We start from the raw sequence: 14,951 nt of genomic DNA on the forward strand, positions 1-14,951 counted from the left end.
GTTCAACCGCGCATCAATAAGAAGGCCGATCCGGCACATGTCCGTCATGGGCGAGGTCGCCGAACCGCGTCACGCTGGCTTCGAAGTGCAGCTCGACCGTGCCGGTCGGGCCGTGGCGCTGCTTGCCGATGATGACTTCGGCCTTGCCATGCGCGAGGCCCATGTCGGTCTGCCACTTCTCGTGTTCCGGTGTGCCCGGGCGAGGCTCTTTCATGGCGAGGTAATATTCCTCGCGGTAGACGAACATCACCACGTCGGCGTCCTGCTCGATCGAACCGGATTCACGCAAGTCGGCGAGTTGCGGACGTTTGTCGTCGCGGTTCTCCACCTGGCGCGACAGCTGCGACAGCGCGATGATGGGAACATTCAATTCCTTGGCCAGCGCCTTCAGGTTGGTCGTGATCTCCGTGATTTCCTGGACGCGGTTGTCGTTGCCGCGCTTGCCCGATCCCGACAGCAGCTGGATGTAGTCGATGACGATGAGGTCGAGGCCCTTCTGCCGCTTCAGCCGCCGCGCCCGGGCGGTGAGCTGAGAGATCGACAGGCCGCCGGTTTCGTCGACATAGAAGGGCAGGGACTGCAGCTCGATCGAGCATTCGCGGATCTTCTCGAAATCCATCTCGGTGATACCGCCGCGGCGGATGTGGCTCGATGGGATTCCGGTGCGCTCGGCGAGAATACGGGTGGCGAGCTGCTCGCCCGACATTTCGCAGGAGAAGAAGCCGACCGCGCCGCCGTGGATTGCCTTGATGCTGCCGTCAGCCTGCACCTCGCCCTCATAGGCCCTGGCGATGTTGTAGGCGATGTTGGTCGCGAGCGAGGTCTTGCCCATACCGGGGCGGCCGGCGAGGATGATGAGGTCCGACGGCTGCAGGCCGCCCATCCTGGTGTCGAGGTCGCGCAGGCCGGTGGAGATGCCGGACAGCTTGCCGTCGCGCTGGAACGCTTTCGCGGCCATGTCGACCGCAATCGTCAGCGCCTGGGCGAAGCGTTGGAAACCGCCGTCATAGCGGCCGGTCTCGGCGAGCTCGTAGAGCTGGCGCTCGGCGTCCTCGATCTGGGCGCGTGGGGCGAAATCGACCGGCGCGTCGAATGCGACGTTGACCATGTCTTCGCCGATCCGGATCAGGTCGCGTCGCAGCGACAGGTCGTAGACGGTCCGGCCATAGTCCTGGGCGTTGATGATCGTGGTCGCCTCCGCGGCGAGGCGGGCGAGGTATTGGGCAACCGTCATGCCGCCGATGTCCGTATCCGCCGGCAGGAAGGTCTTCAGTGTCACCGGGGTAGCGACCTTGCCCATCCGGATCAGGCTACCGGCGGTCTCATAGATCGTCTGATGGAGCGGCTCGAAGAAGTGCTTCGGCTCGAGGAAATCCGAGACGCGGTAGAAGGCGTCGTTGTTGACCAGGATAGCGCCCAACAGCCCCTGTTCCGCTTCGATATTGTGCGGTGCGCTGCGATAGGCCGGTGCTCCCGGCTCGGGCGCGAGCTTCAGGACCTTCGAATCAGTTGCCATGGACGGAATTATTCTTCGAATTTCGCCGTTATTGGGATTCCCGGAGCAGGGGCGGCGATAAAGCGCCACCGCTGTCCGAAGCGGAAGTGCCCATGCGCCTTATTCACGATTCACACAAGCGAAGTGTGAATCACGTGGCAGCGGTGCACGATGCTTGACGGATTTCGGGGGCGGGCGGCGAGTCGTGAGGAATGTTTTTGGGCAGGCTCAACCAAATTCCGCCTGGACGAACCAACATCCAAGGGAACGGCGCGTGACCGGCCTGCTATCTCAGGTGAGGATGAGATAGGCGAACGCAACCAAAGCGGCGACGATGCCCGCAGCGATCAGGGCGTAGTCGGTTTTCAGGTCGCGCGGCGGATCGAACAAGGATCTGTACGTCTCGTGGGACATGGCGGTGGTCTAGCCCAAACCGCCCGTCCACCTTTGTGAACCAGTTCACATGGGAATGATTTTTGTTGCGGCAGGGTAAGCGGGAACGGACCGAAGGGTTTCGGGTTAGCCAAAGCGATGAGCCAGCGATTTCATATCCGGCAATCGGAACAGGGCGACCGGCGGTGGCTGTTGATGCTGATCGACGCCATGGAGCAGGTATCGCGCCCGGAAATCCGCAAGGTTCCCTGCGACAAGCAGGTGCTCGCCGCCGTCGAAGCGCAGCTCGCGCGCCCGGCCGTGGCCCATCCCTGTTACGGCTCGTCCTTCAGCTTCCGCAACTGAGCCTATTCGCCCGCCAATTGCAGCCGCGGTCGCGCGCGCTGCTCAATGCCGCGCAGCTTGGCCTCTTCCTGGCCGATATAGTCGCGGGTGATCGGCACGACCCCCTGCCGCTTGGTGAGCTGGAGCTGGAAGTTCATCATGTTCTGCTTGCGGAACGACATTTCCGAAGCGGCCAGATAGAACTCCCACATCCGCGCAAAGCGCTCATCGTAGAGGCGGACGGCCTCTTCGCGCCGCGCCATGAAGCGCTCACGCCATGCCTTCAAGGTCTCGGCATAGTGCAGGCGGAGGATCTCCATGTCGCAGACCAGAAGCCCGGCCCTCTCGATCGCGGGCATCACTTCGGAAAGTGCCGGGATGTAGCCGCCGGGGAAGATGTATTTCTCGATCCAGGGGCTGGTGACGTCAGGCCCCGTGGACCGGCCGATCGAGTGCAGCACCATCACGCCGTCGTCGGTCAGCAACTCGGCGCAGCGGCGGAAAAAGGTCTCGTAGAAGTCGACACCGACATGTTCGAACATGCCGACCGAGACGATGCGGTCGAACGGGCCGGGGATGTCGCGATAGTCCTCGAGCAGGAAGCGCGCCGATTGCGAGAGGTTCTTCTCCGACGCCCGGGTGTTCGAAACCTGGAGCTGCTCGGTGGAGAGCGTGACGCCGGTGACGTCGGCACCAGTCATCTCGGCGAGGTAGAGGCCAAGCCCACCCCAGCCGGAACCGATATCGAGCACGCGCTGGCCCGGCCGCACCAGGAGCTTGGCGGCGAGATGGCGCTTCTTGGCGAGCTGGGCGTCGTCCAGCGTCGCATCCGGCGTCTCGAAATAGGCGCAGCTATATTGCTTGTCGGCGTCGAGGAAGAGGGAATAAAGCCGGCCATCGAGGTCATAGTGGTGAGCGACATTGCGCCTCGACCGTCCCCGCGGATTGAATTGCCAGATGTGCCTGCCGAGATAGCGCAGGAGCCATTGCGGCTTGGCCCAGCGCGGTAGCATGTCCGGCTGATCCATCAGGATCGCAAGCGCATCCACAATCGAGCCATTCTCGACGACGAACGTGCCGTCCATGTAGGACTCACCGAGACTGAGCTCGGGATCGAGCAACACCCACCGCTCCGCGGCTTCCGTCCGGAACCGCACCGAGACCGGCTGTCCGGCGCCGTCGCCGCAGGTGAACTTCGCCCCGCTTGCGGTCGTGACCGAAAGCGCGCCGTGGCGAACGAACTGCCCCAAGAAATAACGCAACAAACGGTCCATGGAAGCACCACAGAGTGACCGGCCGTTACCCTGACGCGCAGTGGAACAGATGGTTCCAATGTGAGTCAACATCACTGTAGGAGTGATCGGGGGGAAGCGCTATTGCGTTGTAGTCAAAGCGGATATTCCCGAATGTGACAATTGAGTGGATGCGTCACAAGTGCGCTTCCATTCGCCCGATATTCGGCTAAAAGGAGCCCGCCGCTACCGGATCGAGCAGGGCCGGAGGGGGTTTCCACGATCAGGAGAATGGGGATGTCGGGCCGAGCGCTCATTTTCGCGGCGGTGATTCTTGTTGTCGCCGGCCTTGCGGCGAACTCGGCGCATGCCCAGCCGACCAATCTGGAGGCCGGCAAGAGCCCCTCGCAGATCTTTGCCGGCACTTGCAGCGCCTGCCACAAGTCGGCGCGCGGCCTGCTCAAGAGCGTCAGCGCGTCGGCGCTCCCAGGGTTCCTGCGCCAGCACTACACCACGAGCAGCGACATGGCCTCGCTGCTGGCGTCCTATCTCGTTTCCAACGGCGCCAGCGATACGCGATATCAGGGCCGGCAGGAACAGACCAAGCACGGCAAGGATGCGAAGCGGCAGGAAGCCGCGCGCCCGGCCAGCCCTCCGGAACCGGAGCGGCCCAGCCGCAGGTTCTTGTTTCCGTGGAGTTCGTCCGAGCCCACACCCGACGCGCAGCAGGCCGCCAAGCCTGACGTTGACGGCCTCAATCCACAAGGCGAGGGCAGGCGGCATGGTCGCAACGCCAGGCGGCAGCAGCAGCCGAGCGAGGCGGCGCCTGACGCGGCCAGCCCGGAGCAGGGGGCCGAGCCCAAGCCGGCTGCCAAACAAAAGCTGGGTAAGCGCGGCAAGCCCAGCGAGGAGCCTGCCAGACAGGCCGAGCCAGCCGTGGAAGACAAGCCTGGTTCGGAAAGCAAGCCGGATACGGCCAAGGTCGAGTCGAAGGAGAACAGCGGCAGCGGGTCGGCACCGTTGCGGTCCGATCCTGTTCCAGCGGTAACGCCAGCGTCTCCGGCACCCGCTGCAGCTCCGAGCGCTCCGGAACCATCCGCAAGCCCGCCTGCGGCTCCTGCAGCTTCGCAGTGACGGCGTTGGGCCGGAGCTGTTGCAGCAGCACGGCCTGTTCCACGGCGGTGTCACGGCGTTCCTGGTCGACAACGCAACGACGATCGCGGCCGCGACCACACGTGGCCAGACGGCGCTCACCGCCGAATACAAATTGAACCTGCTCTCGCCGGCATCCGGCAATCGCCTGATCTGCCGCGCGCGGGTGATCAAGCCGGGACGGCACGTCGCCGTCGTCGCAGCCGACGTGTTCTGCGTGATTGACGGCAAAGAGAAACACACCGCGACCGCGCTCGCTTCCATTGCCAATGCTGGATGAGAAGGCGGCGGCCCGAATCGAAAGCCCGGCCTGATCGAGGCCGGGCTTTGATCTTGCGGTAGATGAGGAGGCTTATTTCTCCTCGGCAGCCGGCGCCACCGGCTCCTCCTGCTGCGCTTCCGGATCGAAGAACTCGCCGGCGGCGGCAAGCGCCTCGGCTGCGGCGTCCTGGTCTTCCTGGCGGCTCGAGATGTCCTCACCGCGCTTGATGCGCTCGGCTTCATCCGCGCTGCGCGCGACGATGACGGTGATGCTGGTCTCGACCTCGGGGTGGACGGCGATCGTCACCTTCTGCTGGCCGATCACCTTGATCGGCGAGTCCAGCCATACCTGCGGCCGGTTGACGATGATGCCGTCGGTCGCCAGCGCCGCGACGATGTCGCGCACCGAAACCGAGCCGAATAGCTGACCGCTTTCGGAAGCCTGGCGAATGATCACGATCTCGCGGCCGTCGATCTTCTCGGCCACCTTGCCGGCTTCGGACTTGGCCTTGATGTTGTTGGCCTCGAGTTCGGCCTTCATGCCTTCGTACTTGGCGCGGTTATCGGCGGTGGCGCGCAGCGCCTTGCCGCGCTTCAGGAGGAAGTTGCGCGCAAAGCCGTCGCGCACCTTCACGACTTCGCCCATCTGGCCGAGCTTGGCGACACGTTCCAAAAGAATGACTTCCATATTGCTTCTCCTTCAATCTTGGTTTGGGTTGATCGGTCGAGTTCAGGATGCAGGGAGCGGGGGCGGCCTGGTCCGCAGATAGCGCTGGCGCAATCCGAACAGCGCATCGGCTATTCCGAGCACCACCATCGCGATCACGGGCCAGGTGAAGATCACGACAACGACATAGGCGCAGCTCAGCCAGAACGGGCGGCTGTTGAGCGATTGCGTCACCGTGTGCAAGACGGCGAAACCGGTAAGCGCGTACGCCGCCATCAGGGCGGTGGTTATGACCTGTGCGAGGATAGCGAGCAGGCCGCTCGTGAAGCAGAAGGCGATGGCGACGCACGAAGCCACCAATGTCATCGCCGGCAGCGCAGTCGCCCGCAGGTCGGGCCACGGACGTCGCAGGCGGCCCGAGGTCGCCGTGATCAAGGTCGCCAGCCAGAGATTGATCGTCAGCGATATCATCGTGACGATGACCGCCGCGAGCGGTGCGACCGCCACCATCGCGTCGACGACGCGTTCCATGTCGGCGCTCGTCGTCACCATGCGCGAGTCCAGAACCCGCATCAGGCTGCGCTTCATGGCAGCCGCTATGGTGGCGGCGTCGGTTCCCAGCGTGAGCAGGGCCGCCATCGTGGTGAGCACGGCAAAGCCCGCGATCCAGAGCAGGATACGGCCGACCGGATACCATTCGAGATTGGCGGTCCCTGGCGCCGGCACGCCGCCCGGGCTCGGGTCCGCAATCGGGCGTCCCAACAGCGCGAGATACCCGAGCCACCAGGCCGGCAGCGCAACCATGATGACAAAGGTGATGCAATAGGGCAGGCCGAAGATCGCGCCGAGGCCCAGCGCGGCCGCAATCCCGCCAATACTTGCCGTAAGCGGACCCCAGCCGAGCCCCGCCATCATCAATGGCAGCGGCGCCAGCCAGAACAGCAACAGCGAGATCATCGCGCCCGAAATCATCGAGGCGAACATCAACGCCGACGCGCAGCCAGCAGCGATAGCAATGAACAACGTCGCGATCATCAGCTGTCCCGCTCCTTTCGAGCGGTTAGAGGTCCTGCCTGAGAACCCCAACCATCGGCGACCGGACGACCCGGAAGCCTTATGAGCAAATGGTCCGCAGCGCGCGAGGTGCTGCGGACCGGATTGATTAGCGAATCACGTAGGGCAAGAGGCCGAGGAAGCGCGCGCGCTTGATGGCGCGGGCGAGTTCACGCTGCTTCTTGGCGGAAACGGCCGTGATGCGGCTCGGCACGATCTTGCCGCGCTCGGAGACGTAACGCATCAGCAGCTTGGAATCCTTGTAGTCGATCTTCGGCGCATTCGGACCCGTGAACGGGCAGGACTTGCGGCGACGGAAAAACGGACGGCGGGCACCGGCTTCGGCCATGATTCTTACTCCTCGGTCGCAGCTTCTTCATCGCGCGGACGGCGCGGGCCACGGTCGCCGCGGAATCCACCGCCGTCGCGATCGCCACGGAAGCCGCCACCCTCGCGGTCGCCGCGGAAGCCGCCGCCGCGATCATCGCGCTCACGGTCACGGTCAGCCTTGCGCATCATCGCCGACGGGCCTTCCTCGAGCTCCTCGACGCGGACGGTGAGATAGCGGATGACGTCTTCGCTGATCCGCTCCTGACGCTCGATCTCGCTGATCGCGGAAGACGGCGCGTCGACGTTCATCAGCACGAAATGCGCCTTGCGATTCTTGTTCATGCGGTAGGTGAGGGAGCGCACGCCCCAATTCTCGGTCTTGGTGACCTTGCCGCCGGCCTGTTCGACGATGCCGGTCATCTGCGCTGTCAGTTCGTCAACCTGCTGGGTGCTCGCGTCCTGGCGCGCGAGAAAAACATGCTCGTAAAGAGGCATGGATGTCCTTTCTAAAGTTGGCGCGGTTCCCGGCGACAAGCCCTTCGAGACCTTCGGAAAGGACTCGATGTTGCTCAGAAGGCGGAAGCACGGGACGACGGGCCGACTGGCCCTGCCACATCAAAATCAACGAATGAAATTGCTGAGACCGTCCGTTCAGCTCCCGGCCGGGACCCACGGATGGCGGGCTTTATAAGGATTTTGCGGGCCTTGGCAAGATTGGCGGCCAAGTTTTTGCCCGTGGTAGCGGGCCTATCTGCACTGGATCCGTTCGTCCAGCTCGGTCTTGATTTATTTGTTTGTATATCATACAAATAAGTCGAGGAGACATCTAATGGCAGCCAAAGCTGCGTCCGAATCGCCAGCCGGCGATCCCAAACATGCCGTTCGCGCCACACGTGCGGCCGGGCGCAAGATGCGTTCGCTGCTGCTCGACGCCGCAAGCCGCCTGTTTAGGGAACAGGGGCTGGCCGGCGCTTCGATCACCGATATCGCTGCGGCCGCGGACGCCTTTCCGAGCCAGATCACCTACTATTTCCGCACCAAGGAGGCGCTCTTCGTCGAGGCTGCCTGCCGCGACATGCTCTATGTCGCGCGTGCCGCGGAAGAGGCTGCGCTGCGGGCGGAGACGCCGCAGGACTACACGCGTGCACTGGTCGAGACGGTGACGGCAACCGATTCGGTTGCCTTCTTTGCGGAGGCGCTGACCCTGACACGGCGCCGCCCGGATCTCGCACCGCTGGTGGAGCGGACCATCGAGCGGCTGCACAGCGAAGGGCTGCGCGCCTATGCGGGGCAGATCGAACGGCACGGCTGGCGCACGCTGCGCGATCCGGCCGCGACCTCGCGGCGGTTCTGGGCGCTTGCGATCGGTGTCATCCTCGAAGGCTATGCGATGGGTCGCTCGGCGGAGGAGCTGTGCAGCGAAATGCTGCGCGTGCTCGGCGAGCAGGCCACCGCCACATCCAGCGGCGACAACCGGCGCCTGCGCCTGGTCGGCGATCCCAGCACATCCACTTCCACCTCACGCGACGAGGAGGCTTCGTCATGACCGCGCTTCGCATCCGCGCCCGCGACTTCCTGACCGAGGATCAATTGATCGCCGTGCGCCAGCGCTCGACCTTAAAGGGCGTCGCACTGATCGCACATGCCTGGGCGCTGATATCAGGCGCGATCGCGTTGGTGGCGTGGTGGCCGAATCCGCTGACATATCTCCTCGCTGTCGCGATCATCGGCTCGCGCCAGCTCGGGCTCGCGATCCTGATGCACGACGGCGCGCATGGATGCCTTTCAGCGGAGGAGAAGACCAATCTGACATTGAGCCAATGGTTCTGCGCCTATCCGATCTTTGCGGAGACGCGGGCCTATCGCCGCTATCACCTGCAGCATCACGCGCGGACGCAGCAGGAGGATGATCCGGATCTCGTGCTGTCGGCGCCGTTTCCGATCACCAGGGTGAGCTACCGGCGCAAGTTCATTCGCGACATCACCGGCCAGACCGGCTATCAGCAGCGCAAGGCGCAACTGCTCAATGCGCTCGGGCCGAAGCAGTGGCCATGGCGGCAGCGTGCTGCGCATTTCTGGCAGAAGCTCGGGCCGCAATTCATGGTCAACGGCCTTCTGTTTGCAGGGCTCGCGGCCGCCGGCGTGTGGTGGGCCTATCCACTGTTATGGTTGGTTCCACTGCTCACCTGGATGATGGTGATCACGCGCATCCGCAACATCGCCGAGCACGCCGTCGTTCCTGACAGCCACGATCCCCTGCGCAACACCCGCACCACGCACGCCAGCTTCCTCGAGCGGCTGTTCATCGCCCCCTATTACGTGAACTATCACCTCGAGCATCACCTGCTGTTCTACGTCCCGTGCTACAACCTGCCGCGGGTTCACCGCATTCTCAGCGAAAGCCGGCACGCCGGCCAAATGGAGGTGCAGCCGGGCTATCTCGCGGTGCTGAGGCTGGCGACCGCGAAGCCGGACCAAGAGGATCGGCCGGGGCAATTGGCGAGCAACGCACGCCGGGCGAGGGCCGGCGGGGAAGTCGGCGCGGACCAGAGGGCCGGCGGGTTCTAGGGGGAAGTCCCCATTTCAATGCCGCACCGCGGCTTGACATCCCGGCCCCGGACGGTGTCTTACGCGCCCGTCCAGAGCATGATCCGGAAGGAGCGGAAGCCGCCTTTCCCGGAGATCATGCCCAAACAGCTTGGGAGCGCCATGACGGCAGCATTCACTTTTCCGGGGCAGGGGTCGCAGGCCGTCGGCATGGGCAAGGCCCTCGCCGATGCCTTTCCGGTGGCCCGGGCGGTGTTCGACGAGGTCGACGCCGCGCTGGGAGAGAAGCTGACCGGGATCATCTGGGACGGTCCGGCCGAAACCCTGCAGCTCACCGAGAATGCCCAGCCGGCGCTGATGGCGGTCTCGATCGCGACGCTGCGGGTGCTGGAGACTGAGGCCGGCTTCTCGGTCGGTCGCGACGCGGCCTATGTCGCGGGCCATTCGCTCGGCGAGTACTCGGCACTGGCCGCCGCCGGCAGCCTCAGCGTCAGCGATACCGCGCGCCTGTTGCGCACCCGCGGCCTTGCGATGCAGAAGGCGGTGCCCGTCGGCGTCGGCGCCATGGCCGCGCTGCTCGGCCTCGACTATGAGGCGGCGATGGCGGTCGCCGAGGAAGCCGCCCAGGGCCAAGTGTGCCAGGCGGCCAATGACAATGGGGGCGGACAGGTCGTGGTTTCCGGCGACAAGGCAGCCGTCGATCGCGCGGTCGAGATCGCCAAAGGCAAGGGCGCCAAGCGGGCGATGCTGCTACCGGTGTCGGCTCCGTTCCATTGCAAGTTGATGCAGCCGGCGGCCGACGCCATGGCCGAGGCGTTATCCGGCGTCACCATCAAGGCGCCGTCCGCGCCGCTGGTCTCGAACGTGCTGGCGAGCGCCATCACCGATCCCGACGAGATCCGCCGCCGGCTGATCGAACAGGTCACCGGCACGGTGCGCTGGCGCGAGTCGGTCGCCTATATGGCAGGCAAGGGCGTGACGCGCTTCTTCGAGATCGGCGCCGGCAAGGTCCTGACCGGGCTGGTGAAGCGCATCGCCGATGGCGCGGTAGGAGTTTCCGTCGGCGGTCCCGGTGATATCGCGGCCGCCAAGGATGCATTGGCCGCTTCGGCCTGAAGCATGATCGGGAAAAGTGAGTGCCGGTTTTCCCTCGCGACAAACGCGATGCGTTTACGCGGAGATCATGCTCTAAGAGAGCCGAGAGGAGATAGTAATGTTTGATTTGACGGGCAGGACCGCGCTGGTCACCGGCGCAACCGGTGGCATTGGCGGCGCGATCGCGCAGGCGCTGCACGCGCAGGGCGCAACCGTTGCGATCTCGGGCACGCGGCGCGAGGTGCTGGATGCGTTTGCAGCCAAGCTCGGCGAGCGTGTTCACGTCCTGCCGTGCAATCTCTCCAACACTGCCGAAGTCGAAGCATTGGTGCCCGCGGCAGAGACCGCCATGGGACAGGTCGACATCCTCGTCGCCAATGCCGGAATCACGCGCGACAATCTGTTCGTGCAGTTGCGCGACGAGGATTGGGACGAGGTGATCGCGATCAACCTGACGGCGACCTTCCGCCTTGCGCGCGCCGCCACCAAATTGATGATGCGCAAGCGCTTCGGCCGCATCATCGCCATCACCTCGATCGTCGGCGTCACCGGCAATCCCGGCCAGGCCAACTACACCGCGTCGAAGGCCGGTATCATCGGCCTGATCAAGACGCTGGGCGCCGAATATGCCAAGCGTGGCGTGACCGCCAATTGCATTGCGCCGGGCTTCATCAAGACGCCGATGACGGATGCGCTGAACGACAAGCAGCGCGAGGCCATCCTGGCAAAGGTTCCTGCGGCGCGACTCGGAACGTCCGAAGACATCGCCGCCGCAGCCGTCTACCTTGCTTCCAACGAGGCCGCCTACGTGACCGGACAGACGATTCACGTCAATGGCGGAATGGCCATGTTTTGAGCGGGTTACCGGAGCGTTTTTGCGTGGCGGAATGCCCTACCGGCGACCGGGCGGGGCTTATAGTCAAGACTAGGGAATTATGATAACCGAACCAGCCGCGGATGGGCAAAGAACGCCATTGCAGGATGTTGAAACCCTGTATATTGGCGTGGCGACGCCTGCCGTTCGCCGGGACTTAGTCGGCCACGACCGCCGAATCAAGACTATGCGCGACAGCTCAGGAAAACTACACGACCACGATGGCTCGTATCGTCTGGGGGTCGGGTCCAATGGAACAAGCACGAGGGTGAACGATGAGTGAGATTGGCGAGCGGGTAAAGAAGATTGTAGTCGAGCACCTTGGCGTTGAGCCGGAGAAGGTGGTCGACAGCGCAAGTTTCATCGATGACCTCGGCGCAGACAGTCTCGACACCGTCGAGCTCGTGATGGCATTCGAAGAAGAATTTGGTTGCGAGATTCCCGACGACGCCGCGGAGACGATCCTGACGGTCGGCGACGCGACCAAGTTTCTCGAGAAGAACGCGAAAAGCTGACGCCCTTCGCGGTGCCGACGAAGCCGGACGGACCGTTGTCAGGCGGTCCCCCGGTTTCTTGTTATTGACCGCGCATTTCAGGACGGAGTTCTTGACATGAGACGTGTTGTCGTCACGGGGCTGGGCATGGTTACACCACTCGGCTGTGGCGTCGACACCAGTTGGGCACGTATCCTTGAGGGCCGCAGTGGGGCGCGCAGGATCGAGACCTTCGATGTCTCCGATCTGCCGAGCCAGGTTGCCTGCGTGGTGCCGCGCGGCGATGGCAGCGAGGGCACCTTCAATCCCGATCAGTGGATGGAGCCGAAGGACCAGCGCAAGGTCGATGACTTCATCATCTTCGCGATGTGCGCGGCCAAGCAGGCGCTCGACGATGCCGGCTGGCATCCGGAGAGCGAAGAGGACAAGTGCGCGACCGGCACCTTGATCGGCTCCGGCATCGGCGGCCTCTCGGGCATCGCCGACACGGCGGTGCTGCTCAAGGAACGCGGTCCGCGCAAGGTGTCGCCGTTCTTCATTCCGGGCCGGCTGATCAATCTGGCGTCGGGATACGTCTCGATCGAGCACGGCCTGAAGGGGCCGAACCATGCGGTCGTGACCGCCTGCTCGACGGGCGCGCATGCGATCGGCGACGCTGCTCGGCTGATCGCGCTCGGGGATGCCGAGGTGATGGTGGCCGGCGGCGCCGAATCGCCGATTTGCCGCATCGGCATGGCCGGCTTCTGCGCGGCGCGCGCGCTGTCCACCGGTTTCAACGAGACGCCGATCAAGGCGTCGCGTCCTTACGACAAGGACCGCGACGGCTTCGTGATGGGCGAGGGCGCCGGCATCGTCGTGCTTGAGGAATATGAGCACGCGAAAAACCGCGGCGCGAGGATCTATGCGGAGGTCGTCGGCTACGGACTCTCGGGCGACGCCTATCACATCACCTCGCCGTCGCCGGACGGAGACGGCGGCTTCCGCAGCATGTCGGCGGCATTGAAGCGTGCCGGCATGACGCCGTCCGATATCGACTACATCAACGCCCACGGCACCTCGACGCTGGTTGGCGACGAGATCGAACTCGGCGCGGTCGAGCGGCTGCTCGGCAATGCGGCGTCGAAAGTCTCGATGTCGTCGACGAAGTCGTCGACCGGACATCTGCTCGGCGCCGCCGGCGCGATCGAGGCGATCTTCAGCATCCTGGCGATTCGCGACAACATCGCCCCGCCGACGATCAATCTCGACAATCCGTCAGTGGAGACGGCAATCGATCTCGTGCCGCACACGCCGCGCAAGCGCGAGATCAATGTGGCGTTGTCCAACTCGTTCGGCTTCGGAGGCACTAACGCTTCCGTGATCCTGCAGCGTGTTATCAACTAGATCATGATCCGATTGATCGAATCGGATCATGATCTGACCTCTTTGTTTGGGCATGATGTCAGCACAAACGCTGCGCGTTTATCGCGAGGGAAAACCGGTTTCCACTTTTCCGGATCATGTCCGAGCAGGCGGATTGGAGCCAGTTCACCGTTTTGCCGCAATCGCCGATGACTTCTAGGCGCGGGCGCATACTCGTATAGTATTGATCGTATTGGCAGGACTTTAGATTTGTCAGGCCACGATTGAACCGGCAGGATTCAGGTCGAATCGATGAGTGAGAGGCCGCCCATTTCACCGCGAAGCCCGCGCGCCGCGCTGGAGCCTGAACAGGTCCCGCCGCCGCCGAAACGGTCGGACCGTGCCCGCAATCCGTTCGTCGTGGTCGGTAATGCCATCATCACCTTGCTGATCCTTCTGATGATTGGCGCGGGCATCGCCTATTACTACGGAAAGCAGACCCTGGAAGCGTCGGGACCGCTGCAGGAGGACAAGATCGTCAACATTCCGCAGCGGGCCGGCAAGCGCGATATCGCCGACATCCTGCAGCGTGAGGGTGTGATCGACGTCAATCCCTGGGTCTTCATCGGCAGCGTGTTTGCGATGAAGGCGAGTTCCGATCTCAAGCCCGGCGAATATTCGTTCCAGAAGAGCGCGAGCCTGCGCGACGTCATCGGCACCATCGTGGAAGGCAAGGTGGTGCAGCACGCCGTTACCATTCCCGAAGGCCTGACCTCCGAGCAGATCGTGGCACGGCTGTCAGACAACGACATCTTCACAGGTTCGGTGCGCGAGATACCGCGCGAGGGCACGCTGTTGCCGGAGACCTACAAATTCCCGCGCGGCACCACGCGCGAGCAGGTGATCCAGCGCATGCAGCAGACCCAGAAGCGCGTGCTGACGGAAATCTGGGAACGCCGCAATCCGGACATTCCGGTCAGAACGCCGGAGCAACTCGTGACGCTGGCGTCGATCGTCGAGAAGGAGACCGGCAGGGCCGATGAGCGCAGCCGCGTCTCGGCGGTGTTCGTCAATCGTCTGCGGCAGAAGATCAAGCTGCAGTCGGACCCGACCATCATCTACGGGCTGGTCGGCGGCAAGGGAACGCTGGGGCGGCCGATCAAGCGCAGCGAGATCACCCAGCCGTCGCCCTACAACACCTATGTCATCGATGGCCTGCCGCCGGGCCCGATCGCCAATCCCGGCCGCGCCTCGCTCGAAGCCGCAGCCAATCCGGCACGCACCCGCGATCTGTTCTTCGTTGCCGACGGCAGCGGCGGGCATGCGTTCACCGAGACCTACGATCAGCACCAAAAGAACGTGGCGAAGCTCCGTTCGATCGAAAAGCAGATCCAGAACGACACGGTTGAGCCTGCAGACGATCCGCCGCCGCCCGCCGCCAGCGCGCCGCCCGACACCAACCCGACTGCAACCACACCGCCCAAGCCGCCGGCCAACTCGAAGAAGCCGGCAAGGCCGGCACGGCAGGGCGCCGCGCAGTCGACGACGTCGCCGCCTGTGGTGGAGCGCTAGGTCGCGTGGACAGTTATGTTAGCCAGAGCAGAGTTGCGGCGATAGCGGCGATAGCGACGACAGCGAAGTAATTTCGTGCGGTTTTTTCGTAGCGCGTAGCAACGCGCCTGAAACGCTTCAG

At 64.0% G+C, this 14,951-nt stretch carries 16 protein-coding genes and 2 pseudogenes; 10 read left to right on the top strand and 8 right to left on the bottom strand.

The annotated features are described in order from the left end of the window. Positions 1–13: 13 nt before the first annotated feature. On the bottom strand, positions 14–1,516 hold the full coding sequence (locus tag AC5ZGW_RS28375; RefSeq protein ID WP_028165050.1) for a replicative DNA helicase: 1,503 nt from the start codon (positions 1,514–1,516) through the stop codon (positions 14–16). Positions 1,517–1,786: 270 nt separating this feature from the next. Beyond that, complete coding sequence (locus tag AC5ZGW_RS28380; RefSeq protein ID WP_283807015.1) at positions 1,787–1,909, bottom strand: hypothetical protein; 123 nt, start codon at positions 1,907–1,909, stop codon at positions 1,787–1,789. A gap of 174 nt (positions 1,910–2,083) precedes the next feature. Here AC5ZGW_RS28380 and AC5ZGW_RS28385 point away from each other — a divergent pair, with 174 nt between their 5' ends. Then, complete coding sequence (locus AC5ZGW_RS28385) at positions 2,084–2,233, top strand: hypothetical protein (RefSeq protein WP_165435584.1); 150 nt, start codon at positions 2,084–2,086, stop codon at positions 2,231–2,233. 2 nt (positions 2,234–2,235) lie between these two features. On the opposite strand, the gene AC5ZGW_RS28390 is transcribed toward AC5ZGW_RS28385, so the two are convergent. Then, on the bottom strand, positions 2,236–3,486 hold the full coding sequence (locus AC5ZGW_RS28390; protein ID WP_130230197.1) for a cyclopropane fatty acid synthase: 1,251 nt from the start codon (positions 3,484–3,486) through the stop codon (positions 2,236–2,238). A 255-nt stretch (positions 3,487–3,741) separates the two neighbouring features. Here AC5ZGW_RS28390 and AC5ZGW_RS28395 point away from each other — a divergent pair, with 255 nt between their 5' ends. Both AC5ZGW_RS28395 and AC5ZGW_RS28400 read left to right on the top strand, forming a co-directional pair. After that, complete coding sequence (locus AC5ZGW_RS28395) at positions 3,742–4,578, top strand: hypothetical protein (RefSeq protein WP_130230199.1); 837 nt, start codon at positions 3,742–3,744, stop codon at positions 4,576–4,578. A 10-nt stretch (positions 4,579–4,588) separates the two neighbouring features. After that, positions 4,589–4,910, top strand: a pseudogene (locus tag AC5ZGW_RS28400) (PaaI family thioesterase); the annotation flags it as partial. A gap of 38 nt (positions 4,911–4,948) precedes the next feature. Here AC5ZGW_RS28400 and rplI read toward each other — a convergent pair. From rplI to rpsF, 4 genes are all read right to left on the bottom strand, one after another. Next, entirely contained in the window at positions 4,949–5,545 is a 597-nt protein-coding gene (gene rplI, locus AC5ZGW_RS28405) for a 50S ribosomal protein L9 (RefSeq protein WP_130230201.1), read from the bottom strand. 42 nt (positions 5,546–5,587) lie between these two features. Beyond that, positions 5,588–6,559: a DUF2232 domain-containing protein gene (locus tag AC5ZGW_RS28410; RefSeq protein ID WP_130230203.1), complete on the bottom strand. Its 972-nt coding sequence runs from the start codon at positions 6,557–6,559 to the stop codon at positions 5,588–5,590. A 127-nt stretch (positions 6,560–6,686) separates the two neighbouring features. Then, a complete protein-coding gene (rpsR, locus tag AC5ZGW_RS28415) occupies positions 6,687–6,926 on the bottom strand; it encodes a 30S ribosomal protein S18 (protein WP_027583809.1) in 240 nt (79 codons plus the stop codon). 5 nt (positions 6,927–6,931) lie between these two features. Further along, positions 6,932–7,402: a 30S ribosomal protein S6 gene (gene rpsF, locus AC5ZGW_RS28420; protein WP_028165054.1), complete on the bottom strand. Its 471-nt coding sequence runs from the start codon at positions 7,400–7,402 to the stop codon at positions 6,932–6,934. A 334-nt stretch (positions 7,403–7,736) separates the two neighbouring features. On the opposite strand from rpsF, the gene AC5ZGW_RS28425 reads away from it, so the two are divergent. From AC5ZGW_RS28425 to mltG, 7 genes are all read left to right on the top strand, one after another. Further along, on the top strand, positions 7,737–8,453 hold the full coding sequence (locus AC5ZGW_RS28425) for a TetR/AcrR family transcriptional regulator (protein ID WP_130230205.1): 717 nt from the start codon (positions 7,737–7,739) through the stop codon (positions 8,451–8,453). Continuing rightward, entirely contained in the window at positions 8,450–9,475 is a 1,026-nt protein-coding gene (locus tag AC5ZGW_RS28430; RefSeq protein WP_130230207.1) for a fatty acid desaturase family protein, read from the top strand. Before AC5ZGW_RS28425 ends, AC5ZGW_RS28430 begins: the two co-directional genes overlap by 4 nt. A 141-nt stretch (positions 9,476–9,616) precedes the next feature. Continuing rightward, positions 9,617–10,570 (top strand): ACP S-malonyltransferase, encoded by a 954-nt coding sequence (gene fabD / locus AC5ZGW_RS28435; RefSeq protein WP_474419421.1) that lies wholly within the window; start codon positions 9,617–9,619, stop codon positions 10,568–10,570. 97 nt (positions 10,571–10,667) lie between these two features. Continuing rightward, entirely contained in the window at positions 10,668–11,405 is a 738-nt protein-coding gene (gene fabG, locus AC5ZGW_RS28440) for a 3-oxoacyl-[acyl-carrier-protein] reductase (protein ID WP_028165058.1), read from the top strand. A 293-nt stretch (positions 11,406–11,698) separates the two neighbouring features. Beyond that, positions 11,699–11,938: an acyl carrier protein gene (locus AC5ZGW_RS28445; protein ID WP_002716125.1), complete on the top strand. Its 240-nt coding sequence runs from the start codon at positions 11,699–11,701 to the stop codon at positions 11,936–11,938. Between the two features lie 96 nt (positions 11,939–12,034). Beyond that, a complete protein-coding gene (gene fabF, locus AC5ZGW_RS28450; RefSeq protein WP_130231544.1) occupies positions 12,035–13,300 on the top strand; it encodes a beta-ketoacyl-ACP synthase II in 1,266 nt (421 codons plus the stop codon). Between the two features lie 270 nt (positions 13,301–13,570). Further along, positions 13,571–14,830, top strand: coding sequence for an endolytic transglycosylase MltG (mltG, locus tag AC5ZGW_RS28455; protein WP_130231542.1), 1,260 nt, complete (start codon positions 13,571–13,573; stop codon positions 14,828–14,830). 13 nt (positions 14,831–14,843) lie between these two features. Here the strand turns inward: mltG and AC5ZGW_RS28460 are convergent. Beyond that, positions 14,844–14,951: pseudogene (locus AC5ZGW_RS28460) on the bottom strand (IS5-like element ISMra2 family transposase); the annotation flags it as partial.

This window comes from Bradyrhizobium sp. Crot121, from assembly GCF_059512385.1.